This window comes from Kaistia algarum (assembly GCF_026343945.1).
Classification (GTDB): domain Bacteria; phylum Pseudomonadota; class Alphaproteobacteria; order Rhizobiales; family Kaistiaceae; genus Kaistia; species Kaistia algarum.
The window spans coordinates 2398072-2423969 of sequence record NZ_JAPKNJ010000001.1; the positions used below are offsets into that span (position 1 = coordinate 2398072).

Sequence of the window (25898 nt, forward strand, 5' to 3'; positions counted from 1 at the left end):
ATTGGATCCCTCGTCTCGCGACGTCGCGGTGCCGCCGCGGCCCTCTGGGCGATTACGTTTTCGCCGCTGGCAAGGCGATCCCTGTTGCATATGATAAGTAAGCTTATTATATTGCTCCCCATGGATAAGCCGCCGCGTGAAAAACACCTCGCCTTCCTGATAAACGACGTGGCTCGCCTGCTCCGTCGCGCCTTCGACCAGCGCGCTCAGGGGTCGGGGCTGACGCGTGCGCAGTGGCAGGTTCTTGCTCATCTCTTTCACAATGAGGGCTCGAACCAGGCCGCCGTCGCCGAGGCGCTCGAGATCGAGCCGATCACCCTGTCGCGTCATATCGACCGGCTGGAGGTGCTCGGCTACGTCACGCGGCTGCCCGATCCGAACGACCGCCGGGCTCGCCGCCTGCATCTGACCGAGACTGTCCAGCCGCTGCTCAACGACATGCGGCGCATCGGCATGTCCGTCCTCGCCGCAGCGCTGGAGGGCGTGGACGCGGAGGAGACGGAACGAATGATCGCCTCGCTATCCCGCATGCGCGCCAACATGGCCGGACGCGGCATCGAAATGCCCGACAATCCCGGCGAGGCCACGGAGCCTTCGCCCCAGCTCCAGAAGGTGCTGTCATGAGCGCCCAGCCATCCGAAGAGACCAAAACGCCGGAGGCGAAGTCGCCACCGCAGCTGACCATCATCGGAGACACTCCCGCTCCGAAGCGGCGGCTCAGCCTCCGCGTGGTGCTGATGCTGGCCCTGCCTGTCGCGCTTGCCATTGGCGGTGGCTATATGTGGCTGACCGGCGGGCGCTATGCGTCGACCGACAATGCCTATGTGGCGCAGAACCGCGTGACAATCACGGCCGACCAGTCGGGCCGGATCGTCGAGGTCGCCGTCGGGGAGAATGATCGCGTCAGCAAGGGCGATCTGCTGTTCCGCATCGACCCAGAGCCTTACAAGATCGCGCTTGAACAGGCAGACGCAGCCGTTGCCATGGCGCGTCTCCAGGTCGAGCAGCTTCGCTCCACCTATCAGCAGTCGCTCGCCGCCCAGCAATCCGCGCAGGATTCGCTCGACTATCAGAAAAAGGTCTTTGCCCGTCAGCAGGATCTTCTCGGTCGAGGCGTGAGTTCCAATGCCGATTTCGACACGGCGCAGAACAATCTCCGCAACGCCGAGCAGGTGCTCGCCCAGGCGAAGGAAAAGGTCGCCGGCGCGCTGACGGCCTTGAATGGCGACCCGAACATTCCGACCGACAAGCACCCCTCCGTCATGCAGGCGCAGGCCGCCGATGACAGCGCCGCGCTGGCACTGAAGCAGACCGCCGTCTATGCGCCGGCCGACGGCATCGTCTCGCAGACGGATCGCCTGCGGGTTGGACAATATGTCACCAACCCGGCGATGGCGCCGACGGCGCTGATGAGCCTCGTCGAAACGGCGACGACCTATGTCGAGGCGAATTTCAAGGAAACGGACCTGACGCATATGCGCGTCGGCCAAAGCGCAAGCGTCAGCCTCGACGCCTATCCGGGCCATGAATTCAAGGCCGAGGTCGAATCCATCGATGCCGGGACCGGCTCGGTATTCTCGCTGTTGCCGGCGCAGAACGCGACGGGCAATTGGGTCAAGGTGGTCCAGCGCGTGCCGGTCCGCCTCAAACTGGACGGCACGGTCGACAAATCCGCTTTGCAGGCGGGCCTGAGCGCCTCGGTCGATGTCGACACGGGCTTCAAGCGCAGCCTGCCAGGCTTCGGCACCGCGGAAGCCGCCGACACGGCCCCGTTCCGCACGGTTGCGGCGAATCCGGCGCAGTAGGGAAGGGCGCGGGCGCGGCCCGTCGCTGGACGAGATGAACGCATCACCCGCCTTCAAGCCGGTGCCGCATCGCGGCCTGATCACGCTTTCGATCATGCTCGCGACGATCATGCAGGTGCTCGACACCACGATCGCGAATGTGGCGCTGCCCTCCATGCAGGGTTCGCTCGGTGCGGCGCAGGATACGATCACCTGGGTGCTGACGTCCTATATCGTCGCCGCGGCGATCGCGACGCCGATCACCGGCTGGGTGGCCGACCGCATCGGCATCAAGCGGCTGTTCCTGATCTGCATCATCGGCTTCACGCTCGCCTCGATGCTGTGCGGCCTGTCGCAGAGCCTGATGCAGATGGTCGGCTTCCGCATCCTGCAGGGCGTTTTCGGCGCCGCGCTCGTGCCGCTGTCGCAATCGGTGCTGCTCTCGATCAACCCGAAGGAGCGGCATGGCCAGGCGATGGCGATGTGGGGCGCCGGCATCATGGTCGGTCCGATCATCGGCCCGACGCTGGGCGGCTGGCTGACCGACAGCTTCGACTGGCGCTGGGTGTTCTTCATCAACCTGCCGGTCGGCATCATCGCCTTCACCGGCATCTTTATTTTCATGAAGGAAGGGCCGATCCGGCTTCGGAGGTTCGATTTCTTCGGCTTCGCCTTCCTCTCGCTGGGGATCGGCGCCCTGCAAATGATGCTCGACCGGGGCGAGCAGCTCGACTGGTTCTCGTCGGCGGAAGTCATGATCGAGGCGTCGCTGACGCTGATCGGCTTCTGGGTGTTCACCATTCACATGGCGACGTCGAAAAATACCTTCCTCGATCCGCATATCTTCAAGGATCGGAACTTCGTCACCGGCCTCGTCTTCATCTTCATCATCGGCATCATCCTGCTCGCCACCATGGCGCTGCTGCCGCCGATGCTGCAGAATCTCTATGGCTATCCGGTCATCGCCACGGGCCTCATCCTGGCGCCGCGCGGCGTGGGCACGATGGCGGCGATGCTGCTGGTCGGCCGGCTGATGGGCAAGGTCGATCCACGCCTGCTGATCCTGATCGGCCTCTCCGCGACGAGTTGGTCGCTCTATGACATGACCACCTGGGCGCCGCAGATGGGTTCGACCCCCTTCATGATCACGGGTGTCGTCCAGGGGTTTGGCCTCGGCTTCGTGTTCGTGCCGCTTTCGACCATCGCCTTCGCGACGCTGCCGCCGCATTGGCGAACCGACGCGGCCAGCCTTTTCAGCCTGGTGCGCAATCTCGGCTCGTCGATCGGCGTGTCGCTGGTCGCGACGCTCTTGTCGCAGAACACGCAGATCAGTCATGAAGTGCTCGCCAGCCACGTCACGCCGTTCAACCCGGCGATCTCGGCCGAGGCAGCGATGGGCAATCTCGAGACGCTGGCGCAGATCAACGCCGTGATCACGCGCGAGGCGGCATTCATCGCCTATATCGACGATTTCAAGTTCATGATGTTCGTCACGCTGACGACGATTCCGCTGCTCCTGCTGCTGCGCTACCGGCCGCAAAAGGGTCCGGCGCAGCATGTCGCGCTGGAGTAGCGCTCCCTTCGGCGCCCTGGCCGGCCCGGCTGGCCATGTCCCTACCGTGCCCTTCCGGCCGGCCGGGGTGCCGATCCTCCCAAGCTACAGCAGGAAATATCCGCCGATCGCGGCGAGCGGCACCACGACCCATGCCGGGACCCGGCCAGCGGTGAGCAGCGCGTAGCACAGCACGGCGGCGGCGAGATCCACCCCGCCATGGATCGCCGTGCGGAAGACGGGATCATAGAGCGCGGCGCCGAGCAGGCCGACCACGGCGGCATTGACGCCGGCGAGCGCCTTGCGGCAGGGCGCGATGGTTTTCAAGTTTAGCCAGAAAGGCAGGACGCCGACGACCAGCAGCCAGGAGGGCGCGAAGAGCGCGAGCGTCGCGATCAGCGCGCCGGCCAGTGGGCTCGGCATGCCGGCGACCGTGCCGAGGAAGGCGGCGAGGCTGAAGAGCGGTCCCGGCATGGCCTGCGCCGCGCCATAGCCCGCGACGAAGGCCGCGTCGGAAACGAGGCCGGGCGCGACGACGGCGTTCTGCAGCAGCGGCAGCACGACATGGCCGCCGCCGAACACGAGCGCGCCGGACCGGTAGAGGGCCGAGACGAGTCCCGCCAGCGGCGACGAGGTGATCGCCGCGACCAGTGGCAGACCGACGAGAAGCAGGAAGAAGACGGCGAGGAACAGGGCGCCGAGCCGGTGCGAGACCGGTGATCGTTCGGCCGGCCCGGGCGGCGGCGGGACGGCGGGGTCAAACCACCAGCCGGCAAGCCCGGCGCCGAGGAGGATCGCGATCTGCGTGCCCGCCGATGGCCAGGCGAGGGCGATCGCCGCCGCCAGAAGCGCTATCGCGCCATGCAGGCGCCCGCGCGCCAGGCTCATGGCCATGCCTCGGACGGCTTCGGCGACGACGGCGAGGGCCACGATCGCCAGCCCTGCGAGCACGCTGTGATCGATGCCGGAGGGCCCGGCGGCCACAACGGCAAGGCCGATGCCGGTCATCAGGAGCGCCGATGGTAGTGTGAAGCCGACAAAAGCCGCGAGCGCGCCGGCGAGGCCGCCGCGCTGCAGGCCGATCGCCATGCCGAGCTGGCTCGAGGCGGGGCCGGGCAAGAACTGGCAGAGCGCGACGAGATCGGCGAAACCGGCCTCGTCGAGCCAGCGAAGGCGGGCGACGAAGCGTTCGCGGAAATAGCCGATATGGGCAATCGGTCCGCCGAAGGAGGTGAGGCCGAGGCGCAGGAATTCGGCGAAGATTCGGACCGGAGAGAGGGTCTCGGCCGGCGAATGCGACTCGCCACCGCTGACCGGACCGGAGCGATGCCGACGGCGCCCTCGCGAAGGGGCGCTCATGGTGATGGGACGAGGAAAGCCCTCGCCGCCCCTTTCATGACCGGTGCGCTCACGGCCCAGCCCCCGATCCGACCCATATATCGCCGCCGACGATCCACCTTGTCCGCAGCTCGCGGAAGAAAAAGGCCGGCATGGCCGGCCTCTCTCCTATTGTCTGTCGAGCGCCGCCGCGCATCAATGCGCGGGAAGCGGTGTCGCGGGCGGGCTTGTTCCCGACGCGGCCGGCGGCTCATCGTCGTGCTTCTTATGGGCGCTGGAGAGGTAGGTGTAGAACATCGGCACCACGAACAGGGTGAAGATGGTTCCAACCGACATGCCCGAGGCGATGACGATGCCCATGGCGAAGCGGGCCTTGGCGCCGGCACCGACGGAGGTGATCAGCGGGACGACGCCGAACACCATGGCGGCCGTGGTCATCAGGATGGGGCGCAGGCGAACCCGCGCCGCCTCGATGATCGCCTGACGCCGGTCCAGCCCGCGCTCCTCGCGCTGCTGGTTGGCGAACTCCACCATCAGGATGCCGTGCTTGGTGATCAGCCCGACGAGGGTGATCAAGCCGACCTGACTGTAGATGTTCAGCGTTCCACCCGATAGCGCCGGGACGAAATTGCCGAGCCTCGAGCAGATGTTGAGCACAGCCACGGCGCCGAACAGCGACAGCGGCACCGACATCATGATGATGAGCGGGTCGCGGAAGCTTTCGAACTGGGCGGCGAGCACCAGGTAGATCACGACGATGGCGAGAGCGAACACCAGCATCAGCGTGTTGCCGGTCTCGATCTCCGTGCGCGACTGGCCGGCATATTCGAGGAAGTAACCTTGCGGCATGACCTCGCGGGCAATCTGCTGGAGTTCGGCAAGTCCGGTACCGGATGTGATGCCCGGCAGCGGCAAGGCGGACAGCGTTGCCGAGTTCAGCTGGTTGAACTGCTCGATCGCGGGCGCGGAGCCAACCGCGTCCACCGTCACCAGCGACGAGATCGGCACCATCTGGCCCGACTGCGACCGCACGAAGAACTTGCCGAGATCCTCGGGGTTCATGCGGTATTGTTGCGGCACCTGCGTGATGATGTCGTAGGCGCGCGCTTCGCGGTCGAACTTCGAGATGCCGTTCTCGCCGACGAGCAGCGTCAGGGTGTTGCCGATATCCGAAACCGAAACGCCGAGGGCGGCGGCGCGATCGCGATCGATGACGACATTGGCCTTGGGCGTGTCGAAGGACAGCGAGTTCTGGACGACGATGAACTTGCCCGAGCCCATGGCGCGCTGCTTGATCGTCTCGGCGACCTGGTAGACCCGGTCTGCCGCGGCGGTGGACTGGACCACGACCTGGATCGGCAATCCGCCGCCCGTGCCCGGCAGGGATGGGATGCCGAAGACGAAGGACTGAACGCCGGCAACCTTGTCTAGAATGCCCTGGACTTCCTTCTGCACTTCGGCCTGCGTCCGCGTACGGTCCGCCCAAGGCTTCAGCACCATGCCGGAGAATGCCGAATTGGCCGAACCGTTGCCGGAGATCGAGAACAGGGCGTCGCGCTCCGGGATATCCTTGATGCGCTGGGCAATCTGGTCGACATAGAACTGCGTGTAGTCGATCGTCGCGTATTGCGGCGCGTTGATCACGGCGAACATGGCGCCCTGATCCTCTTCCGGGGCCAGTTCGGAACTGGTCTTCGTGAACAGGAAGCCGAGGGTGCCGATGACGACCACGACGATGAGCAGCGTGATCGGACGGACCTTCAGGGACCCTTCGAGGCGACGGCCATACCAATTGCCGAACCGGTCGAAGATGCGATCGACGAAATGCTGCAGCTTGCCGCCGCCGGGCTTCAGGATGCGCGCGGCCAGCATCGGCGCGACCGTAACCGCGATGAAGCCGGAGATGACGACGGCGCCGGCGAGCGTTAGTGCGAATTCCCGGAACAGGGCGCCGGTGACGCCCTGGGTGAAGGCGATGGGCGCATAGACGGCGGCAAGGGTGATCGTCATCGACACGACGGCCGAGAAGATTTCCCTCATGCCGACGATCGATGCGTTCATCGGCGAGAGGCCCTCCTCGATGTGCCGGTGGATGTTCTCCACCACGACGATCGCATCGTCGACGACGAGGCCGATCGCCAGCACCATCCCAAGCAATGTCAGCGTATTCAGCGAATAGCCGAGCGCCCAGAGCACGAAGCAGACGCCGATCAGCGAAAGCGGGATCGTGACGATCGGAATGACGACCGAGCGGAACGAGCCGAGGAACAGCAGGATGACGACGATAACGATCGCTGCCGCTTCGAGAATCGTGTGCAGCACCTCCTCGATCGACGCGCTGATCGCCTCGGTCGAATCATAGACCAGCTCGATATGCATGCCGGTCGGCAAGGAGGACTGGATCAGCGGCAGTTCAGCGAGCACGCCGGCCGAGACGTCGAGCGGGTTGGCCGACGGCGTCTGGTAGATGCCGAGGAAGACACCGTCCTGGCCGTTGAAACGCACGCGTGAATCGTTGGACGCGGCGGCAAGCTCGACGCGGGCAACATCCCGGAGGCGTACGACCTCGTCGCCATTCGAGCGGATCGGCAAGGCGCCGAACGTCTCGGGATCCTGCAGCGTCGTCTTCGCCTCGATCGAATAGGCGTAGTAGTCGTTCTTGGTCTTGCCGGGAGCCGACAGGAAGTTCGAACCTTGAATGGCGGCGAGCACCTCGTTGGCTGTGACCTTGCGGGCGGCCATCGCCATCGGGTCAAGCCAGACGCGCATGGCAAATTCCTGCGCGCCCAACACTTCGGCATTGGCGACGCCATTGACCGTCGCGAAGCGCGGCTGGATCACGCGGATCAGATAATCCGTGAGCTGCTGTGCCGTCATCGTGTCGCTGCGGGCGGCCAGATACATGAGCGCGAAGGTAAACCCGGTGCCCTTCTGGATGACCGGATCCTTAGCCTCGGTCGGCAGATCTCCGCGGACCTGCTGGACCTTGGCGATGACCTCGGTCAGCGCCTTGTCCGGGTCGGTGTTGAGACGCATATGGACCGACACGGTCGAGAGACCGAGCGCGCTGCTCGACGTCACATAGTCGACGCCTTCTGCCGCGGACACCGATTTGGTGATGGTCGAGGTGATGAAGCCCTGGATGACGTCCGAACTTGCGCCGGGATAGGACGTCGTGACGGTGATCACCGTCTCGTCGACCTTCGGATATTGCCGAACCGACATGTTCAGGATGCCCTGCGCGCCAAGCAGCAGGATCAGGAGGCTGACGACCGTCGTGAGGACGGGGCGCCGGATGAAGAGCTCTGAGAAGTTCATGGCTTGACCGCACCCGCCTTTTCGACAGCACCCGCCGGCGGATTGCCGGCTGGATCGAGCGCGATCGGGCTCCCGGGAGAAAGCTTGTTCTGGCCCGACGTGACCACCATCGCGCCGGCCTCAACACCCTTCACGATTTCAATGGACGTGTCGGAGCGGCGGCCCGTCGTGACGAAGACCTGCTTGGCAATCAGGGCCGGCCCAGCCGGCTCAGCCGCGGCGCCCGGCGCCGGGGCGGCAGCTTCTACGGGCTTCTCGCCCTCCTTGGCCGGGGCCGGCGGCGGTGCTTTCTCTACCAGGTAGACATAGGTGCCATAGAGGCTGATCGTCACGGCGGTCTGCGGCACGGCGAGGACGTTGGTCTCTTCCGGCAGCTGGACGCGGACATGGATGAACTGGCCCGGCCGAAGCGTCCCGTCCGAATTGCTGACAAGCGCCTGGACCGTGACAAGGCGCGAACTCGGATCGATCTTCGGATCGATGCCGGAAATGGTTCCGGTGAAGTTCAGATTGGTCTCGCTAAGGCCGAACTGCGCCGACTGGCCGATCTTGAGCGCGGCAAGCTGCTGCTCGGGAACGGTGAAGTTCACCTTCATCGTTTCGAGATCCTGAAGCGTCGCGATCAGCGTGCCAGGCTGTACATACTGGCCGACATCGATCTTCGGAATACCGATCGTACCACCGAAGGGCGCCTTGATCGCCTTCTGGTCGAGCGTCGCCTCGATCTGCTGCAGCGTGCCCTTGGCCTTGTCGAGATTGTTCTGCGCGTCCTGCAGCGAGGCGATCGTACCGACCTTCTTGTCGAGCAGGGCCTGCGCGCGGTCGAGCGCCTCCTGTCCGACGGCGACCGAGGTCTTGGCGGAAAGCAGACCGGCGCGGTCGACGGCGTCGTCGATCTGGACCAGGATCTGACCTTCCTTGACGCGATCATTCGCCTTGAAAAGGATCTGCTTCACGATACCGCCGGCCTCGACCGCGATGTCCACGCCCTGCGAGGCGGCAACGGTTCCGACAGCCTGGATGCCCGGCTGCCAGGTCGTCGGCTTCAGCTCTTCGGCGGAGACGGTGACGACAGGCTGCTTCATGTTGGCGAAAAACTGCGCCGTGGCCTTGTCGAAAAACAGGTTCATGAAGATCAGCAGGCCGCAGAACGCTCCCACGATCACAAGAAAGATTGTGGCGACGATGGTCCGCTTCATGGGGGAGTTCCGGTTCTCGTAGGCTCCGACCGCCGGAGCAGGCTGGCTAGGGTTCGGGACGACATGCCTCAGCCGTCGTCCTTGCTCGAACGAACTAAATCAGTGTACCGTCCGGACGGTAGTGTCAATGTGCTGCGCTGCAGCAGCGTTATATTGGTCAGCTTCTATGACCAAGCGGCAACAATAGGATGGGCCACAGCCTGTCACAACGAGTACCCGCAACGCGGCGGACCAAAGTTCGCGGCAATGCCCGCCAACGCATCCTCGATGCGGCCGTGGCTGTCGCCCATGATGTCGGTCCGGCGCATCTGTCTCTCGACGCCGTCGCCGAGCGCGCCGGTGTGTCGAAGGGCGGGCTCCTGTATCACTTCCCAACCAAGCAGACCTTGCTGGAAGCGATCGTCGAAAGCCATCTCGCCGCCATAGAGACGGCCGTCGGCATCACTTCCGACGAGGCGCCGGATGACGGCAACGCCATCGCCCTGGGGCTGCTGCGTTCCTATTGCGATTCTTCGCCCGCCAAGGCCGGCGGCGCGCGGGGCTTTCTCGCAGCGATCGCCGAGACGCCGAGCCTCCTTGACCCGATCCGCAAGCACAACATCCGAGTGGTGAATTGCCTGCGCAAGGCACCGTCCTCCGATATTGCGCTCATTTCCTTTCTGGTGGTCGAAGGCATGCGCAGCCTGGACCTCTTCGATTCCAATCCGCTCAGCCGATCCGAGTGCGAGTCGATCCTGACGCGGCTGCATGACCGGCTCGATGCTGATGAGGTTGGCCCTGCCACCCCGTCCCTCCCGGAGACCGCTTGAGCGGCCTGCGCTATGGCGAAGACGGGTCTTCGAGGCGGAAGGCGAGTTCGGTTTCCCATTTCGAGTTGTCAGGCTCAAGCGCCGGGTCGGTCTTGTAAATCTCCAGGCGGGAACTGAACGCATCGCCCAGAGGCGTTTCGCGGACATCGAAGCGAAGGCCCCGCTGCCTGGCCCAGCCGACCATGATCGCCGTGACCTCGTAGAGATCGTCAAAGGGGCCGAAATAGGTAAGGCTCGCATAGCGGCCGGCTGGCAGCATGCCGGTGATGAAGCCGGCAATATCTGTCGACGAGGACAGCGTAACGCCGATGTCGATCTCCAGTTCGCGCTCCATGTCGATGACGTTGTATTTGAAGAAGAGCGGTCCCGCCCGCTCGATCGAGCGCAAGGCAAGGCCGTCATAGAGCGCCTTGATCAGGTCCGGTGCGCGCTTGTCGATCTCGTCCATGGCGACGTGCGTTCGCAGCGCGATGAAAGGCTCGGCCTGGCGCTCGACGATCTTCGGCAGCGTGAGCATGCCCTCGCTCCTTTCCTCACAGAGCGTCCGACGAACTCGTATATAACCAAGTCATTAATTAACGGATTGGTTTATTTCAGTCTGGATGATGGATGTCAAGCTATCGGTCGCCACGCAGAGATCGGGAAGCGGATAGCGGCGGGATTAGCGAGGATCTCTCCGCTGGGCCAGGTGCTGTGAGATCCAACAGGCCAGTGCAGCCCGTCGGCCGCAGGGCCAATGCCCAGGAGATGAGCCACCTGTGCGCCGTCAGGCGTCATGCATCGTCGAGCGTGCTGGTTAGCCGTCCGTGCGAATTCCGGCTTTCGCGATAGAGCAGATAGAGTCCGCTCGCCACGATGATGCCGGTGCCGGCCAGCGTGCGCGGCGCCGGCACGTCACCGAAGACGAGATAGCCGAGCAGGATCATCCAGATGATCTGCGTGTACATGAACGGGGCGAGCACCGGCGCCGGCGCCAGCTTGTGGGCGAGGATCACGCACCAATGTCCGAACAGGCCGCAGAAGCCGGTCAGGAACAGGCAGAGGACGACGATGAGGGTAGGTGGCAAGACGCTGACAGGCACTGCGACGGGTGCGAGCGCGATGGCCGGCACCACCGCGGAGAGCAGCAGCATGCTGGCGCTGCTCTCCGTCGGCGAGAGCATGCGGGTCAGGATGATGTAGAACGCGTAGGAAATCGCCGAGCCGAAGGACAGCAGCAGCGCCGGCTTCGCATCGCCGAAACCCGGCATGGCGATCACCAGCACGCCGAGGAATCCGATGCCGATCGCAATCCAGCGCTGCGGCCCTGCCCACTCGCCGAGCAGGGGGCCGGCAAGGGCCGCGATCAGGAACGGGCAGGAGAAGGCGATCGATACGGTCTGATCGAGCTGAAGGCTCTGCAGGGCCAGGAAATTAAAGATGGTCGACCCGACGAGGAAGAGGCTGCGCAGGATCTGCAGCAAGGGCCGCTTCGTCCGGTAAGGACCCCAGTCGTGCCATGGCCGCAGGATCAGCAGGGCCAGCGCGACATGCACGAGAAAGCGCACCCAGGCGACTTCCAGTGCCGGCACATAGCGGCCGGCATATTTCGCCGATGCGTCGAGACCGGCGAAGGCCAGCATGGTGCAGCAATAGATGGATATGCCGCGCAATCGATGCGCGGCATCGGCTGCCGATGACGGCGGGGAAGGCATCGGGACTCCAGGGGAAGCCGGGTCGCGACAGCGCAGCCGGCATAAGACGCATTAGCCCCCAATCAACCAGATCGGGCGGTGAGCCTCAAGCCACGGGCTCCGCGACAATCTGGACGTCCTCGGCTTCGGGCTCGTCCTCTGCGGCTTCATCGGGCTGCTCGCTCGACGCCGTCAGGTTGCGTTCGATCTGGCGCAGCAGCTTGCGCAGCCGCTTGACGTCCTTCTCGTCGATGCCGGCGAGAGCTTCCTTCTCGAGCCGTTTCCAGCCGCGATCGACATCGGCAATCGTGCCGCGACCCTGTTCGGTGAGGAAGACATGCGCCTGACGCCCGTCGCCCTTGGAGGCGCGGCGCTCGACATAGCCTTGCGCCGCGAGCCGGCTCACCATCTTGGTGACGGTCGGCGGCTGGACCGAAAGCGTCTGGGCCAGTTGGCTCATCGACAGCCCATCCTGCTCGCCGAGCGCCTTGAGGACGCTCTCCTGGCCGGGATGCAGGCCGATGCGGATCAGGTGGCCGCCGGAACGGCCGCGTGCCGCCCGGGCGGTCTGGGCGAGGCGAAAGGTGACTGTCTTGCGGTGATTGAAAGCCATGATGGCTTCGTTTAGCCCGAAATCGTGTCGCGTTGATGACACGGCAAAGGAATTGGGTCCCGCCTGCTCCAAGCCGCCCGAAAGGGGATGGCGGCAGCCCGAATCTCGGCCCTGAGGCCGTTCGTCGGGCGAGCCGTCCCTTCGCTGGCGCCGGACCAAGTCTTTGCCATGCCGCACGGTTCTGCCAAGCGCTGTCAGCGCTGGAGGCGCAGGCCGATCGTCGCGGTCGTCGTCGGATAGTCGCCGCCCTGTGCGGCGCTGACGTAATATTCCTGCGAAAGGCGGCCGACCAGCCAGGCCTCCCGGCTCAGCTTCCACGTCGCGCCGATGCCGGCTTCATAAGTGATGTCCGACAGGTCGGTGCCGATGTAATGCTCGCGCCGCCAGCCGAGATCGCCTTCGAGTGTGAAATTGCGGCGGATATAGTGCTGCGCCGAGAGAGCCAGATCATAGACGAGCGTGCTCGATGCCGTGATGTCGTCCGCTGGCTGAACCGATGTCGATGCCAGGAACGTCACCTGCGTCAGGACCGACGGCGACCAGATCAGCGAGGCATCGATCGTGGGGGCGTCGAAGGAGGGATAGGCGGCATCGACATAGTTCTCGCGATGCCAGCCGACGGCGACCTCGCCCTTCAGGATTGGGTCGGCGGAATATTGCAGCCCGCCGCGGATGGTGATTCCGTTGGAGTTGCGGTTGTAGCCGAGCGAATCTGTCGGCTGCGAGAACAGACGGGTCGTCAGCTGCGTCTCGACGAACGGCGCGATGGCGGGCGTCACCTGGTAGCCGATCCGTGCCGCCCCGCCGATGAAATCGTTGTCGCGGTAGGACTGGCCAACCAACTGGCCGGCGATCTCGGCATCCTCATAGCTCATCCGCGTCGCCGTGCCGCGCAGTTCGAACAGGACGCGTCCCATGTCGCCGTCGAGCGTGGCGCCGGCATCGAAGCGGTTCACGCCCGAGGGGTTGTCGGCATCGACCGGAGAGCCGAGCACGTCGACCGATTCCTTGTCGTAATTGTAGTCCGCCTTCAGGCGCAGCGCCCAGTCGCTCGGCAGATCGATCCGCCCGTTGGTTTCGACATAGAGGTTCGGAGAGGCGGCGACACTGGTGTCGGTGTAATAGTCGTAGGCTCCCTTCAGGCGGAAGCCGAGTTCATGCTCGCTCCAGTCGGATTGCAGCGTCACGTCGGGGGCGACCGTCAGCACGCCGGAGGGGCCGCCGGTCGATGAGCCGGCGGCGTTGCTGGTGTAGCCCGTGCGAAACTCGATCGCTGGTTTCAGGATGAAGCTGCCAAGGCGGATGCCGAGCGGTTCGAAGGCGTTCTCGCCGCTGGCGTTGGGGTTGGGCGCGCGGGGGCGCGCCGCGGCTTCCGCATCGGTGATCGTCGCCTGTGGTGCGACGCGCAGAGGCCGGCCATCCTCGGTCTCGTCCGGCGGGGCGGCCACGTCCGACCCGGGGCCGGAATCGATCTCGACGGGCGCGCCGCGATCGGTGCCGCGCAGTTGCGAGAAATCGTCCTCGGTGTCGAACCAGATCGGCGGCGCGTCGACCTGCTGCGCCCGGGCAGCCGGCATCGGGCCGAGCGCGACGAGAAGCGCGGCCGATGCGAGGAGCCGGACGAAAAGGCGCATTCCGCTATCCGTCTTCGGTAACAGGCGTGGGATGCCGCTTCGGAGGCGGCAGATGGTTTCCGAAATGTAAACGGACTTGGTTAAGAGAAAGTTGTCGGTCGCTTTCGGGGGATCATCCGCTTTTCGAGCGGCGGTCGGTTCGGCGCCGTGCTAGAAGCCGGCGCAGGAAACGACGAGGAGCCCGACATGATGGGTTCGGTTCGGCCGCAGCCGGTCGACGATATCGACACGATCGCCTCTGGCATTCGGACGCTTTCGAGCGAAAGGGCAGGGCTCGATGCGCTCGCAGAAGCCCTTGCCGGCCCTCTGGGGCCGAGCTTCGCGGCAGTCGTCGAGACCATCCGAGCGACCGAGGGCCGCGTGGTTGTCACCGGCGTCGGCAAAAGCGGCCATGTGGGCGTCAAGATCGCTGCGACACTGGCCTCGACCGGCACGCCAGCCTTCTTCGTCCATGCCTCGGAGGCAAGCCACGGCGACCTCGGCATGGTAACGCACAAGGATGTCATCCTTGCCATTTCCTGGTCTGGCGAGACAGCCGAGCTTCACGCCGTCGTCGAATATGCCGTTCGCTTCCGGATACCCCTCGTGGCGATGACGTCGGTTTCGAGCAGTTCCCTGGCCCGGCAGGCCGACCATGTGCTGCTGATGCCGCGCGCGGAGGAGGCCTGCCCGCACGGGCTTGCCCCGACGACGTCGGCGGTCATGCAACTGGCGCTTGGCGACGCGCTCGCCATCGCGCTGCTCGAATCGCGCGGCTTCTCGGCCCAGGATTTCCGCCTGTTCCATCCCGGCGGCAGCCTCGGCGCCAGCCTGCATTTCGTCCGCGACATCATGCATGCCGGCGAGGCGATGCCGCTCATCACGCTCGGGGAGCCGATGCACCGCGCGATTGTCGTGATGACGGAGAAGTCGCTGGGCTGCGTCGGCGTTGTCGACGAAGCCGGCCGGATCGTCGGCATCGTCACGGACGGCGATCTGCGCCGCCATCTCGGCCCCGATCTCCTGGATCGCCCGGTCGAGGCGGTGATGACGCCTCGCCCGAGAACGATCCCGCCCGACATGCTGGTCGGGGCGGCGATCGAACTCCTGAACCGGACGGCGATCACCGCGTTTTTCGTGGTCGAGCAGGATCGCCCCATCGGCGTCCTACATGTGCATGATCTCTTGCGGATCGGTGTCGCCTAAGGGCACTCACCGATCGAGCGCGGCAACCGTCAACAGCGTGCCGTCATGGCCGGTCACGCGGACCTGCGTGCCGGCCGGCAGATCGGGTCCCGCAACTCCCCAGGTCGTATCGTCGACGCGAATGCGACCGACGCCGTTCACGATCGACTCGGCCAGCGGATAGACGTGTCCATAGAGCCGTCCCGTCCGCGAGTTGAGCTGGAGCGGGTCGCCGCGGGCCTCCCGCATGAGAAGCACCCGGCGCAGGACATAGACGCAGATCAGCGCGAGCACCGCGAAGAGCAGCACCTGGATCTGCCAGGGCATGTCCGTCTGCAGGGCGATGCCGCCGACGAGAAGCGCGGAAATGCCGAGCCAGATCAGGCTGGCGCCCGGCACTGCGATCTCGAGGAGCATGAGAATCAGCCCCAGGATGATCCAGTTCCACTCGCCCCAACCGCGGATCATTTCAAATACCATGGTCGCGACTCAACCTCCCATCCGCGGCACGGTTCCGCCGCGCCTCTTGGTTTCAGCGGCCTCGGATGGAGCAAAGGCCTCCCGGGCGATCTCGGCGATGCCGCCGATCGAGCTGAGCAGCGCGGTCGCCTCGACCGGCAGCATCAGTACTTTCTGGTTCGGCGCCGAGGCAAGATGTTCAAGCGCCTTGGTATAGCCCTGCGCGACGAAATAATTGATCGCCTGCACGTCGCCCTCGGCAATGGCGCGGCTGACGAGGGCCGTTGCCTTGGCTTCCGCCTCGGCGGCGCGCTCGCGGGCTTCGGCATCGCGGAACGCCGCTTCCCGGCGTCCCTCCGCCTGAAGGATCTGGGCCTGTTTCTCGCCTTCGGCGCGCAGGATCGCCGATTGGCGCAGCCCTTCGGCCTCCAGGATCTGGGCGCGCTTCTCGCGCTCGGCCTTCATCTGGCGGCCCATCGAATCGACGAGATCGGCCGGCGGCACGATGTCCTTGATCTCGATGCGGGTGATCTTGATGCCCCAGCTCGACGCGGCGGCATCGACGACGCGCAGCAGGCGGTCATTGATTTCGTCGCGATGCGACAACAAGGCGTCGAGATCCATCGAGCCCATGACCGTGCGGATATTGGTCATGGTGAGATTGAGCAGCGCGTTCTGCAGCCCGCTCACCTCATAGGCGGCCCTGGCCGCGTCGAGCACCTGGAAGAAGGTGACACCGTCGACGCTGACCGTGGCGTTATCCTTGGTGATGATCTCCTGGGTCGGAACATCCAGCACCTGTTCCATCACGTTCATCTTGGCGCCGATGCGGTCAATGAACGGAACGATCAGGTTCAGGCCGGGATAGAGCGTGCGTGTATAGCGTCCAAAACGCTCGATCGTGTAGTTGAAACCCTGCGGAACGGTCTTCACCCCGGCAATCAGCAGGGCGATCACGAGCAGAGCCAGGACGACGACTGTCGCGTCGAAACCGAAGAATTCCATGCCCCTCTCCATCGGACGAGTGAGAACTATGCGGTTCGCGCGAGGCATGCAACCGGTGAATGACGCATGCCTGCCGTGTCAGAGCCAGCCGCGAAGTTCCCGCCGGGCGAGATGCTCGAGCAGTTCCATGCCCTCGGCGCTGTCATTGAGGCAGGGCAGCGCTGCGAAATTCTCGCCGCCATTCTCCAGGAAGATGTCACGGTTCTGCATCGCGATCTCCTCCAAAGTCTCGACGCAATCGGCCGAGAAGCCGGGGCTGACGACGGCGATGCGCTTGACGCCGCTCTTCGCCAGCGCCTCGACCGTCGCATCCGTATAGGGCTGCAGCCATTCGGCGCGGCCGAAGCGCGACTGGAAGGTGAGCGTCAGCCGCTCCTTCGGCCAGCCAAGCCGCTCGCGCAGGAGCCGGGCCGTCTTGTGGCAATGGCAGTGATAGGGATCGCCCTTGTCGAAATAGGATTTGGGCAGGCCATGGAACGAGGCCAGCACCCGCTCGGGCTCGAAATCGAGCGCCGCTATCGAGCGCTCGATCGAACGGGCGAGTGCGTCGATATAGACCGGATCGTCGTGATAAGGCGGAAGCGTGCGGATGGCCGGCTGCCAGCGCATGGCTTTCAGCGTGTCGAAGACCTTGTCGTTGACCGTCGCCGTCGTCGCCGCGGCATATTGCGGGTAGAGCGGCATGACGAGGATGCGCTCGCACCCCGCCTGCTTCAGTGCTTCGATCCGCTCGGCAATGGCGGGTGTGCCGTAGCGCATGGCCCAGTCGACGACGACTTCGCCGGCGAGCGCTTGGGCCAGTTTTTCCGATTGGGCGCGGGTTATGGTCCGCAGCGGCGATTCGTTGCGCTCCCGGTTCCAGATCTGCTCATAGGCGTGGCCGGAGCGTTTCGGCCGGATCGTCAGGATGACCAGGTTGAGGATCGGCCACCAGATGAGGCGCGGCACCTCGATGACGCGGCGATCGGAGAGAAACTCCTTCAGATAGCGCCGCATCGACCAGTAGTCGGTTGCATCGGGCGTTCCGAGATTGACGAGGAGAAGCCCGATCTTGCCGAAGGCGACAGGCGGATGGCCCGAGGGCAGGGGATGGGTCCGAGCTATCGGCGTGGGTGCGCTGGAATGGGTCATGGGCACCTATCTAGCGCCCGAAGTGGCGAACGCGAAGGGGCGACCGTTTTGCAGTCGACGGAGGCCATGCAATCGCGGTGTAATATCGATAGGGCAGGCTTAGGGCCGAGCCAACCGAAGGAGCCCCGCATGACCGTTCGATCCCGAATCCGGCTGAGCGTCCTGGCGCTCGCCATGATGCTGCCCGTTGCCGCTCTCGCCGAGACGGTGACGCTGCGCTTCGTGCAGACCAACGACATCGATCGCATGGAGGAGGTCAAGGGCCGCGGCGGTTTTGCGCGTCTTGCCGCCGTCGTCAACGCCGAACGGGAGCAGGGCCCGACGTTCTTCGTCCATTCCGGCGATACGCTGTCGCCCTCGCTGCTGTCCGGCATCGACAAGGGCGCCCATATCGTCGCCATCCTCAACCAGATGGGCGTCGACGCGATGACCCCCGGCAATCACGAGTTCGATTTCGGCAAGGATAATTTCCATACAAGGATCGGCGAGGCGACGTTTCCGGTCCTGACCTCGAACATCCGCGAGCCGGATGGCAGCCAGCCGCCCAATACGCTCGATGAGCGCGTGGTCGAAGTCGGCGGCGTCAAGATCGCCTTCTACGGCCTCACCACCGAGGACACGCCCATGGTGTCGAGCCCCGGCGACATGCAATTCCTCTCTTCGATCGAGACCGGCAAGGCGAAAGCCAAGGCGCTGCGCGATGCCGGCGCCGATCTCGTCGTCGCCGTCGTGCATACCCCGCTCTCGGTCGATATCGCCCTCGTCCGCGCCCATGCCGCGGATCTGGTCCTCTCGGGCCATGACGAACATCTGATGGCCTTCTATGACGGAAAGACGGTGCTTACAGAATCCGGCTCGCAGGGCGACAGCATCGTCGTCACGCGCGTCGATCTCGACAAGCAAGTGAAGGACGGCAAGACCACGGTTACCTGGCGGCCGAGCTTCGACATCATCGACAGCGCCACGGTGACGCCGGATCCCAAGATCGCCGCCGTGGTGAAGACCTATCAGGACGAACTCGACAAGCAATTGAAGATCGAGATCGGTACCACCGCGACGCCGCTCGACAGCCGCCGCGCCACGGTGCGGGGCGAGGAAGCGGCGATCGGCAATCTCTTTGCCGATGCGATGCGCGCCGCGGTCGGTGCCGATGTCGCGATCACCAATGGCGGCGGCATTCGTGCCGATCGCGAATACCCGGCCGGCACGGTGCTGACCCGCGCCGATATCTTCGCGGAGCTGCCCTTCGGCAACAAGACGGTGAAGCTGAAGGTGACCGGAGCGACGCTGCTTGCCGCCCTCGTCAATGGCTTCAGCCAGGCCGACCAGGGCGCCGGCCGCTTCCCGCAGGTCTCGGGCCTGACCGTCGATGTCGATCTTTCCAAGCCGCCGCGCGACCGCGTCCTCTCGGTTCTCGTGGCTGGCAAGCCGCTCGATCCGGCAGCGAGTTATACGCTGGCGACCAATGACTTCATGGCCGGCGGGGGCGACGGCTATGTCATGCTGCGCGACGCCGAGCCATTGGTCGGTCCGATCGACGCGCAGTTGATGGCGAGCCAGGTGATCGACTATGTCGCGGCGCAGAAGGCGGTGTCGCCCAAGGTCGAAGGGCGGATCCAGTCGAAGGATTGAGCCGCCGGGGGCGTTTTGGGGCACGCCTTGTCGTCGGCGGTAAATCTTGAGAAATCGCGGTCTCGCCAATCGGCGCGGACCGCGATAGAGAGGTTTCATGTCCGCTGAAACGAAGCCTTCCCCATTTTCACAGGCGTCGCCGCTGGTCGCCGTCAGTGCCGATCTGCGCGAGGCCGATGGCTATCGCTGGCACGCTGCCCCCGACACCTATCTGAAGGCGGTGCTGATCGGCCTTCAGGGAATTCCGGTCATCGTGCCGGCGCTTGGTGAGGCGCTCGACATTGAGGGCCTTCTGGCGCGCGTCGACGGCTTGCTCCTGACCGGCTCGCGCTCCAACGTCTTTCCCGAATTCTATGGCGAGACGCCGGACGCTGTCGCTGAGCCCTATGACATGGCCCGCGATTCGACGACGTTGCCGCTCATCCGCGCCGCGATCCGCCGTGGTATTCCGCTGCTTGCCATATGCCGGGGCTTTCAGGAGCTGAATGTCGCGCTGGGCGGTTCGCTGGTGCCGGAGGTGCATAATGTACCCGGCCGCAACGACCACCGTTCGCCGGTGAGCGACGACCAGAGCGAGCGCTTCGCCATTCGGCAGGAGGTGCTGGTCACGGCGGGCGGCTGTCTTGGCCGGATCGTCGGCGAGGGATCGATCCGGGTGAACTCGCTGCACCGTCAGGCGGTTTCCCGCCTTGCCGACAGCCTCGTCGTCGAGGCCGTGGCGCCGGACGGGACCATCGAGGCTGTCAGCGTCGCGGATGCGCCGGGCTTTGCCGTCGGCGTGCAGTGGCATCCCGAATTCTGGGTGGCGAGCGATGCGCCGTCGGCGCGCCTGTTCCGCGCCTTCGGCGATGCCATGCGCCAACGCATGGCGCGTTCCTCGGATAGGGCAGCCGCCGAATGATCAGCCGGCGGCGAGCGCGCCGCCGAGCATGATGACGCCGAACAGCAGGATGCCGGCCGAGGCCGCGAGCTCCAGGCCGCGCAGTACCGCGAGCCGGCCGGTCGAACCCTCGGCCGAAAAGCGCAGCGCCACATCCTTCGCCTTCACCGCGAGGGTCGCGAGCGCGGCGACTGTCAGGCCGGTGCCGACTGCCATCGCCAGCACCGACAGGATGCCGCCCCAATAGAGTTTCTGCGAGATCGCGAAGACGAGGACGATGATCGCGCCGGAGCAGGGCCGGATACCGACCGCCATCACTGCCGCCGCGGCATTGCGCAGCGTCAGCGGCGCCGTCAGCAGGCTCGGGTCGGGCATATGCGAATGGCCGCAATCGCAGGAAAACGACGAGGCCCGCGCCATGGCCGCTCCGCCATTGCCGACCGAGAAGGCGAGGTTGTGGACGCAGTGGGCGTCGTGGACATGCGGCGCCGCCATGGCTGCTCTTGCGCCAGCTCCGGCCGGGCGCAGGCGCGACCAGAGCAGCCAGACGCCGCAAAGCGCGATGAGCGCATAGCTTGCCACTTCGAGCGCGTCGGTCGCCCGCGTCATGGTCACGGCCGTGACATTGAGTAGCAGCGTGCCGACCGAAACGACGACGATCGCCGTCACCGCCTGGACGAAGGCGGAGGCGAAGGAGATCGCCACGCCGCGCTTCAATGTGTCGCCGCTCGCCAGCAGATAGGAGGAGATGACCGCCTTGCCATGTCCCGGCCCGACGGCGTGGAAGACGCCATAGGCGAAGGAGATGGCGACCAGGAACCAGGCGGCGTGGCCGCTGTCCGAGACCTGATGCAGCGCGGCGGTGAGTTCCTTGTAGAAACTCGCCTGCTGCGCCGCCACCCAGATGAAGAAGCCCTTGAACGGACCCGCCCAGGCAACGGAACCTGATCCGTCCGGCGTCGCGATGCCGAAGGGGCTGCTGGCGGCCAGCGCGATTCCAGGTGCGGCGAGGAGGGCACTGAAGAGGGCGGCGAGCGCCCCGATGCGTCCTGCGATCGGCTTCATGAGCAGCTCACGATGATCAGGCTGGCAAGGCTCGATGCCGCGTCCGCGAGGTCGGCCGGCAGATCGCGCTCGTCCATCGGAATGGCCGCGAGCTTCGCCATGGTGGCGTCGTCGAGTTCGTGCGGCGGCCGGTAGCTTGCCTTGCAGTTGGCTGGCGCGTCGGCGAGGTGGATGGTCTGGTCCTTGACGAAATTGAACGCGACGAAATATTCGGGATCGAACACTTCGAGCGTCGTATATTTTCCGGGCGCAACCGGAGTCTTGAGCGGCAAGGTATAGAACAGCGTCAGCCGCCCCGCTCGGAAGTCCAGCCAATATTCGCTCGGAAAGGTCACGGGTACATGTTTGTCGCCGACTTTCAGCAGTGTGAAGTAGTTGTAGTCCTTTAAGGATTCGACGTTGACCTTGGCGAGCGGCTGTAACTCTTCATCCGAGAGCTTGCCGTCGCCATTGGCGTCAAGTCCCTGGATCGCGAAGGCCGTGAAGGCCTCGTCGAACTGCCAGATATGGCGGACTGCCGTCATGCGCCCTTCGGCGTCAAAGACGATCTCCTCCTTGGCATCGACGAAGACATGCGGATGGGCGGAGGCAAGGCCGGTCGCGGCGATCAGGAGGAAGAGCGCGAAGCCGATTCGAAGCATGAGCGTTTGCCTATCCAGAATGCCGATCCTGCATCGCGCGGAACTGCGGCCGGATCGTGTCGAAGTTCAGCAGCTGCCTCCGGGCGGGCTGTACTTCTCGAACCAGTGGACCAGCGAATCGATGAAGGCCCGTACCTTGCCGGAGAGGTGCCGCCGGTGTGGATAGACGGCGTGGATCGCAACGCCGGCCGGCTCGAAACTCTCCAGCACGGGAATGAGCCGGCCATTGGCAATATCCTCGCGCACCACCAGGAACGGCACGATGGTGAAGCCGAGCCCGGCAAGGGCGCCGAGACGGGCTGCATTGGGGCTGTTGACCTCGACGCGGCCCTTCACGCCGACCGTTACGCGCTCGCCGTCGATCACGAACGGCCAGTTGGAGCGGTAGCCGACATTGGTGTCGATAATGCAGGGCTTGCCGGCGAGGTCGGACGGCACTTCCGGCCTCCCGTGGCGCTCCAGCACTTCCGGACTGGCGCAGATGATGATGCGGAACGAGGCGAGCCGCCGCGCGATCAGGCTGGAATCGGTCAGCGAGGTGATGCGGATGGCGACGTCGAATCCTTCGTCAACGAGGTCGACGAAACGGTCTTCCAGATGCAGTTCCAGCGTGATGCCGGGTTCCTGCACGACGAAATCCATGATCGCCCGGCCGAGTTCGCCATCACCGAACGTGCGCGGCGCGCTCACCTTGAGCCGGCCGCGCGCGGCGGCATGGGCGTCGCCGACCGACGTCTGCAGATCGTCGATCCGCTGCAGGATCTCGGTGGCATCGCGGGCATAGACCTGGCCGACCTCGGTCAGCGACAGGGTCCGCGTCGTGCGGTTGAGCAGGCGGGCGCCGAGCTCATCCTCGAGCTCACGAACATATTTCGAGATCAGCGCCTTGGAGCGGCCCATCTTGCGCGCGGCAGCCGAGAAGCCACCGGCCTCGACCACCTCGACGAAAGTCCGCATGCGAGTGAGTGTGTCCATCGCGCGGATACTAGACACTGGCGGCAACTATGGAAGGGCCTCGCCGCGCATGCGCAGGGCGAAGCGTGCTTTTCCCCTAGCCGGCCATGATGCGGCGGGCGAGATCGATCAGCGCGCGGTCACGGCCGTGCGGCGCGACCAGCGATACGCCGAGCGGGCAGCCATCATGCTCGGCGAGCGGCAGGCTGATCTGCGGCAGTCCGGCCAGTCCCGCCGTGCACAGCATCGACAGCGCCCGATTGCGGTAGGATTCGAGCGTGTCGCCATCGAGGCCGCGCAGCGGAGCGATGCCGGGCGTCGTGGGAATGGCGAGGATGGTATCGTCGCCGAGAAGCCCAGTGATGCGCTCGCGCACATGGCGGCGACGGACGGCAGCCGCCTCGTAGTCCTCGACGGTGACGCGGCTTGCCCATTCGAAGCGCTCGCGCACGCCCGGTCCGAAGGTTGGGTTGTTGGCCGTGATCCAGGCACCGTTCGCCTGCCAGGCTTCATAGGCCTGCATCGTGCGGAAGATCATGCGCCAGGCGGCGAGACCATCCTCGGAAACGATGACCGCGCCGGCGGGCTGGAGATGGGCGGCGATGCGCGGGCTCGCACTGCGGACCGCGGCCTCCTCGAGTTCGCCAAGCAGCAGGGCGTGGATGTCGTCGCCGACGATGAAGCGCGTGAGCGGCGGCCCAGCGACATCATCACCGAGCAGGACATCGCCGACGCGGGCGAACGTATCCATGTCGCGCGCGAACCAGCCGACGACGTCAAAGGTCTCGGCGAGCGGCATCACGGACGAGATGTCGATGCGGCCGAAGGTCGGGCGGAGGCCGATCAGGCCGTTATAGGAAGCCGGCGCACGAACCGATCCGCCGGTGTCGGAGCCGAGGGCGAAATCGACCAGTCCGGCCGAGGTCGCCGCTGCCGAGCCGGACGAGGAGCCACCCGGTATGCGGCCCGGCGCGCGGACGTTGATCGGCGTGCCGTAGTGAAAATTCTCGCCATTCATCGAATAGGCGAATTCGTCGGTATGCGTCTTGCCGACAAAGCGGGCGCCGGCGTCGAGCAGCATTTGCACCGCCGGTGCACTGGCCGTCTTGATGCCGCTTTGCTGGCGGACCAGCGGATGGCCGCCGCCGGTCGGATAGCCGGCGACATCGTAGAGATCCTTGACGGCAAAGGTCAGGCCGGCGAGCGGCCCGGACGCCGCGGACGGTACTTCGACGGCTGGATAGTCGACGAAGGCATGGACGGGATCGCTGGTCAGAAGCATGGGGCTTTCGCTGGGGCTTCGGCCGGCCGGAGCGGCTGGCGCCGTTCAGGCGTGGGATGGGTTCCCGCGATACATAGCCCGTTCTTTCCGCGAATGCGAAAAAATTTGGCGCCTCAGGCGGGAACCGCGGCACCGTCCGAGCGTGGGTCGGAGGCCCCGAAGATGCGCCCGTCCTTGCGGCGGACCAGGGCGCCGGCATGGCCCATCAGGTCCGCATGCGAGGCGTCGAGGACCTCGACATCATGGCCGGCACGCTGGAGCGCGTTCACGACATCCGGATCGAAGCGGTTTTCGAGGCGCAGATTAGTATGGTCCGAGCCCCAGCTTCGCCCCAAGAGCCAGCGCGGCGCGGCGATCGCCTCGGCGAGGTCCATGCCGAAGCGGGCATAGCGCGTGAACACGGCCGCCTGCGTCTGCGGCTGGCCCTCGCCGCCCATCGTGCCATAGCTCATGAAGCGGCCATCGTCGAACGAGGCCATGGCCGGGTTGAGCGTATGGAATGGCTTGCGGCCGGGATGCAGCGGATTGCGGGCCCGATGGTCGAGCGAGAAGCTCGATCCGCGGTTCTGCCAGGTGATGCCCGTGCGCGGCAGCACGACGCCCGAGCCGAACTCCCAGAAGATCGACTGGATATAGGAGACGGCCATGCCGTTCGCGTCGATCGCGCCGAGCCAGACGGTGTCACCCTTCTTGGCGACCTGCGGCCAGGGCGCCGCCCGGCGCATGTCGACATGTCCCGCCTCGCGGTCGAGCACGGCGTTGGACAGATGCATGGAGAGATCGCCGGCGATCTCGGGGTCGGTCACATGGGCATCGCGGATCAGGAAGGCGCGCTTGGTAGCCTCGACGAGACCGTGCACATGCTCGAAGCTCTCGCCGCGCTGGACGCCGAGGCGCTCGAATACACCCAGAATAATCAGCGAGGCGACGCCCTGTGTGGGCGGCGGCGCGTTGAACAGTTCGACATCGGTAAGGCGCACCGAGAGCGGCGGGCGGAAGCGCGCCTGGTGCTTGGCCAGGTCGTCGCGGGTCACCGGGCTGCCGATCCGTTCGAGATCGTCGGCGATCGTCACCGCGATGTCGCCGCGATAGAAATCGTCGAAGCCGGCATGCGCGAGCTGGTCGAGCGTATCGGCGAATCGCTCCTGACGCAGGATCGTGCCGACTTCAGGAACCTCTCCATCGACCAGGAAGAAGTCGGCAAAGCCGGGCGCCGCCTTGAGCGCGGCGAGATGTTCGCGGGTTAGGCGCGTCTGCGAGCGCGTCACGGCGGTGCCGGCACGGGCATGGCCGATCGCGTTCTCGAGCAGGGTCGTCCGCTCGATCCGCCCGCCGAGGCTCTTCGACAACTCGAAGGCCAGTTCCCAGCCGGAGACGGCTCCGGCCACCGTCAGTGCCGCGTCGGGGCCGCGCGTCGGAATATGGTCATAACCCTTCGCGCGATAGGCGGCGATGGTCGCCTTGGAGCCGGCCGAGCCGCAGCCCTTGATATAGCGCGGCGGGCGGCCCGGCTCGCGGACCAGCCAGAAGCCGTCGCCGCCGATGCCGTTCATGTGCGGATAGACGACGGCGATCGTCGCCGCGGTGGCGATCATGGCTTCGAGCGCGTTGCCGCCGGCCCGCAGGATCTCGGCTCCCGCCTCCGCCGCAGCCCAGTGCGGCGCCACCACCATGCCCTTTTCGCCGACGACGGTCTCGCTCATGAAACGCTCCTTTATGCCGCGCGAATCCTTAGGCGAATCGCCGCGACGCCGGAAGGGCGAAT

Annotated in this window: 22 protein-coding genes; 7 read left to right on the forward strand and 15 right to left on the reverse strand. The window is 65.4% G+C overall.

Features of this window, described 5'->3' with window-relative positions; all coding sequences use genetic code 11:
• Window positions 1-168: 168 nt before the first annotated feature.
• From OSH05_RS11550 to OSH05_RS11560, 3 genes are read left to right on the forward strand one after another with little or no spacing between them, the layout of a single operon-like run.
• Window positions 169-624, forward strand: coding sequence for a MarR family winged helix-turn-helix transcriptional regulator (locus OSH05_RS11550; protein WP_323181438.1), 456 nt, complete (start codon window positions 169-171; stop codon window positions 622-624).
• Window positions 621-1805 (forward strand): HlyD family secretion protein, encoded by a 1185-nt coding sequence (locus OSH05_RS11555; protein ID WP_104220923.1) that lies wholly within the window; start codon window positions 621-623, stop codon window positions 1803-1805. Before OSH05_RS11550 ends, OSH05_RS11555 begins: the two co-directional genes overlap by 4 nt.
• Before the next feature lie 34 nt (window positions 1806-1839).
• Window positions 1840-3357, forward strand: a complete 1518-nt coding sequence (locus OSH05_RS11560; protein WP_104220924.1) for a DHA2 family efflux MFS transporter permease subunit — start codon at window positions 1840-1842, stop codon at window positions 3355-3357.
• An 84-nt stretch (window positions 3358-3441) separates the two neighbouring features.
• On the opposite strand, the gene chrA is transcribed toward OSH05_RS11560, so the two are convergent.
• From chrA to OSH05_RS11575, 3 genes are all read right to left on the reverse strand, one after another.
• On the reverse strand, window positions 3442-4695 hold the full coding sequence (gene chrA, locus OSH05_RS11565) for a chromate efflux transporter (protein ID WP_104220925.1): 1254 nt from the start codon (window positions 4693-4695) through the stop codon (window positions 3442-3444).
• Window positions 4696-4869: 174 nt separating this feature from the next.
• On the reverse strand, window positions 4870-7992 hold the full coding sequence (locus OSH05_RS11570; RefSeq protein WP_104220926.1) for an efflux RND transporter permease subunit: 3123 nt from the start codon (window positions 7990-7992) through the stop codon (window positions 4870-4872).
• Window positions 7989-9191 (reverse strand): efflux RND transporter periplasmic adaptor subunit, encoded by a 1203-nt coding sequence (locus tag OSH05_RS11575; RefSeq protein WP_104220927.1) that lies wholly within the window; start codon window positions 9189-9191, stop codon window positions 7989-7991. Before OSH05_RS11575 ends, OSH05_RS11570 begins: the two co-directional genes overlap by 4 nt.
• A 275-nt stretch (window positions 9192-9466) precedes the next feature.
• Here OSH05_RS11575 and OSH05_RS11580 point away from each other — a divergent pair, with 275 nt between their 5' ends.
• Window positions 9467-10000, forward strand: a complete 534-nt coding sequence (locus OSH05_RS11580; RefSeq protein ID WP_407660362.1) for a TetR/AcrR family transcriptional regulator — start codon at window positions 9467-9469, stop codon at window positions 9998-10000.
• A gap of 10 nt (window positions 10001-10010) precedes the next feature.
• On the opposite strand, the gene OSH05_RS11585 is transcribed toward OSH05_RS11580, so the two are convergent.
• From OSH05_RS11585 to OSH05_RS11600, 4 genes are all read right to left on the reverse strand, one after another.
• Window positions 10011-10517, reverse strand: coding sequence for a GyrI-like domain-containing protein (locus OSH05_RS11585; RefSeq protein WP_104220929.1), 507 nt, complete (start codon window positions 10515-10517; stop codon window positions 10011-10013).
• A gap of 256 nt (window positions 10518-10773) precedes the next feature.
• The gene (locus tag OSH05_RS11590; RefSeq protein WP_104220930.1) at window positions 10774-11694 is read right to left on the reverse strand and encodes a DMT family transporter; all 921 of its coding nucleotides are present in this window, start codon (window positions 11692-11694) and stop codon (window positions 10774-10776) included.
• An 85-nt stretch (window positions 11695-11779) separates the two neighbouring features.
• Window positions 11780-12286 carry a MarR family winged helix-turn-helix transcriptional regulator gene (locus tag OSH05_RS11595; protein ID WP_104220931.1) on the reverse strand — a complete coding sequence of 169 codons (507 nt, stop codon included), beginning with the start codon at window positions 12284-12286 and terminating at the stop codon, window positions 11780-11782.
• Between the two features lie 194 nt (window positions 12287-12480).
• Window positions 12481-13920 carry an outer membrane beta-barrel protein gene (locus OSH05_RS11600; RefSeq protein ID WP_104220932.1) on the reverse strand — a complete coding sequence of 480 codons (1440 nt, stop codon included), beginning with the start codon at window positions 13918-13920 and terminating at the stop codon, window positions 12481-12483.
• A gap of 186 nt (window positions 13921-14106) precedes the next feature.
• On the opposite strand from OSH05_RS11600, the gene OSH05_RS11605 reads away from it, so the two are divergent.
• The gene (locus tag OSH05_RS11605) at window positions 14107-15105 is read left to right on the forward strand and encodes a KpsF/GutQ family sugar-phosphate isomerase (RefSeq protein WP_104220933.1); all 999 of its coding nucleotides are present in this window, start codon (window positions 14107-14109) and stop codon (window positions 15103-15105) included.
• A 6-nt stretch (window positions 15106-15111) separates the two neighbouring features.
• Here OSH05_RS11605 and OSH05_RS11610 read toward each other — a convergent pair whose 3' ends face one another.
• The 3 genes from OSH05_RS11610 to hemH form a co-directional block, all read right to left on the reverse strand.
• Entirely contained in the window at window positions 15112-15564 is a 453-nt protein-coding gene (locus tag OSH05_RS11610; RefSeq protein WP_104220934.1) for an NfeD family protein, read from the reverse strand.
• A 9-nt stretch (window positions 15565-15573) separates the two neighbouring features.
• Window positions 15574-16548, reverse strand: coding sequence for an SPFH domain-containing protein (locus OSH05_RS11615; RefSeq protein ID WP_104220935.1), 975 nt, complete (start codon window positions 16546-16548; stop codon window positions 15574-15576).
• 78 nt (window positions 16549-16626) lie between these two features.
• Window positions 16627-17679, reverse strand: coding sequence for a ferrochelatase (gene hemH / locus OSH05_RS11620; RefSeq protein WP_104220936.1), 1053 nt, complete (start codon window positions 17677-17679; stop codon window positions 16627-16629).
• Window positions 17680-17808: 129 nt separating this feature from the next.
• Here hemH and OSH05_RS11625 point away from each other — a divergent pair, with 129 nt between their 5' ends.
• Both OSH05_RS11625 and OSH05_RS11630 read left to right on the forward strand, forming a co-directional pair.
• A complete protein-coding gene (locus OSH05_RS11625; RefSeq protein WP_104220937.1) occupies window positions 17809-19311 on the forward strand; it encodes a bifunctional metallophosphatase/5'-nucleotidase in 1503 nt (500 codons plus the stop codon).
• Window positions 19312-19408: 97 nt separating this feature from the next.
• Window positions 19409-20212 carry a gamma-glutamyl-gamma-aminobutyrate hydrolase family protein gene (locus OSH05_RS11630; protein WP_104220938.1) on the forward strand — a complete coding sequence of 268 codons (804 nt, stop codon included), beginning with the start codon at window positions 19409-19411 and terminating at the stop codon, window positions 20210-20212.
• Here the strand turns inward: OSH05_RS11630 and OSH05_RS11635 are convergent, their stop codons facing one another.
• From OSH05_RS11635 to OSH05_RS11655, 5 genes are all read right to left on the reverse strand, one after another.
• Window positions 20213-21256: a nickel/cobalt transporter gene (locus tag OSH05_RS11635; protein WP_104220939.1), complete on the reverse strand. Its 1044-nt coding sequence runs from the start codon at window positions 21254-21256 to the stop codon at window positions 20213-20215.
• Window positions 21253-21897 (reverse strand): DUF1007 family protein, encoded by a 645-nt coding sequence (locus OSH05_RS11640; protein ID WP_104220940.1) that lies wholly within the window; start codon window positions 21895-21897, stop codon window positions 21253-21255. The genes OSH05_RS11635 and OSH05_RS11640 overlap by 4 nt, the downstream gene beginning before the upstream one ends.
• Window positions 21898-21963: 66 nt before the next feature.
• Entirely contained in the window at window positions 21964-22872 is a 909-nt protein-coding gene (locus tag OSH05_RS11645; protein WP_165801707.1) for a LysR family transcriptional regulator, read from the reverse strand.
• A gap of 76 nt (window positions 22873-22948) precedes the next feature.
• Complete coding sequence (locus tag OSH05_RS11650; protein WP_104220942.1) at window positions 22949-24133, reverse strand: amidase; 1185 nt, start codon at window positions 24131-24133, stop codon at window positions 22949-22951.
• 113 nt (window positions 24134-24246) lie between these two features.
• Complete coding sequence (locus OSH05_RS11655) at window positions 24247-25836, reverse strand: gamma-glutamyltransferase family protein (RefSeq protein ID WP_104220943.1); 1590 nt, start codon at window positions 25834-25836, stop codon at window positions 24247-24249.
• Window positions 25837-25898: the final 62 nt, after the last annotated feature.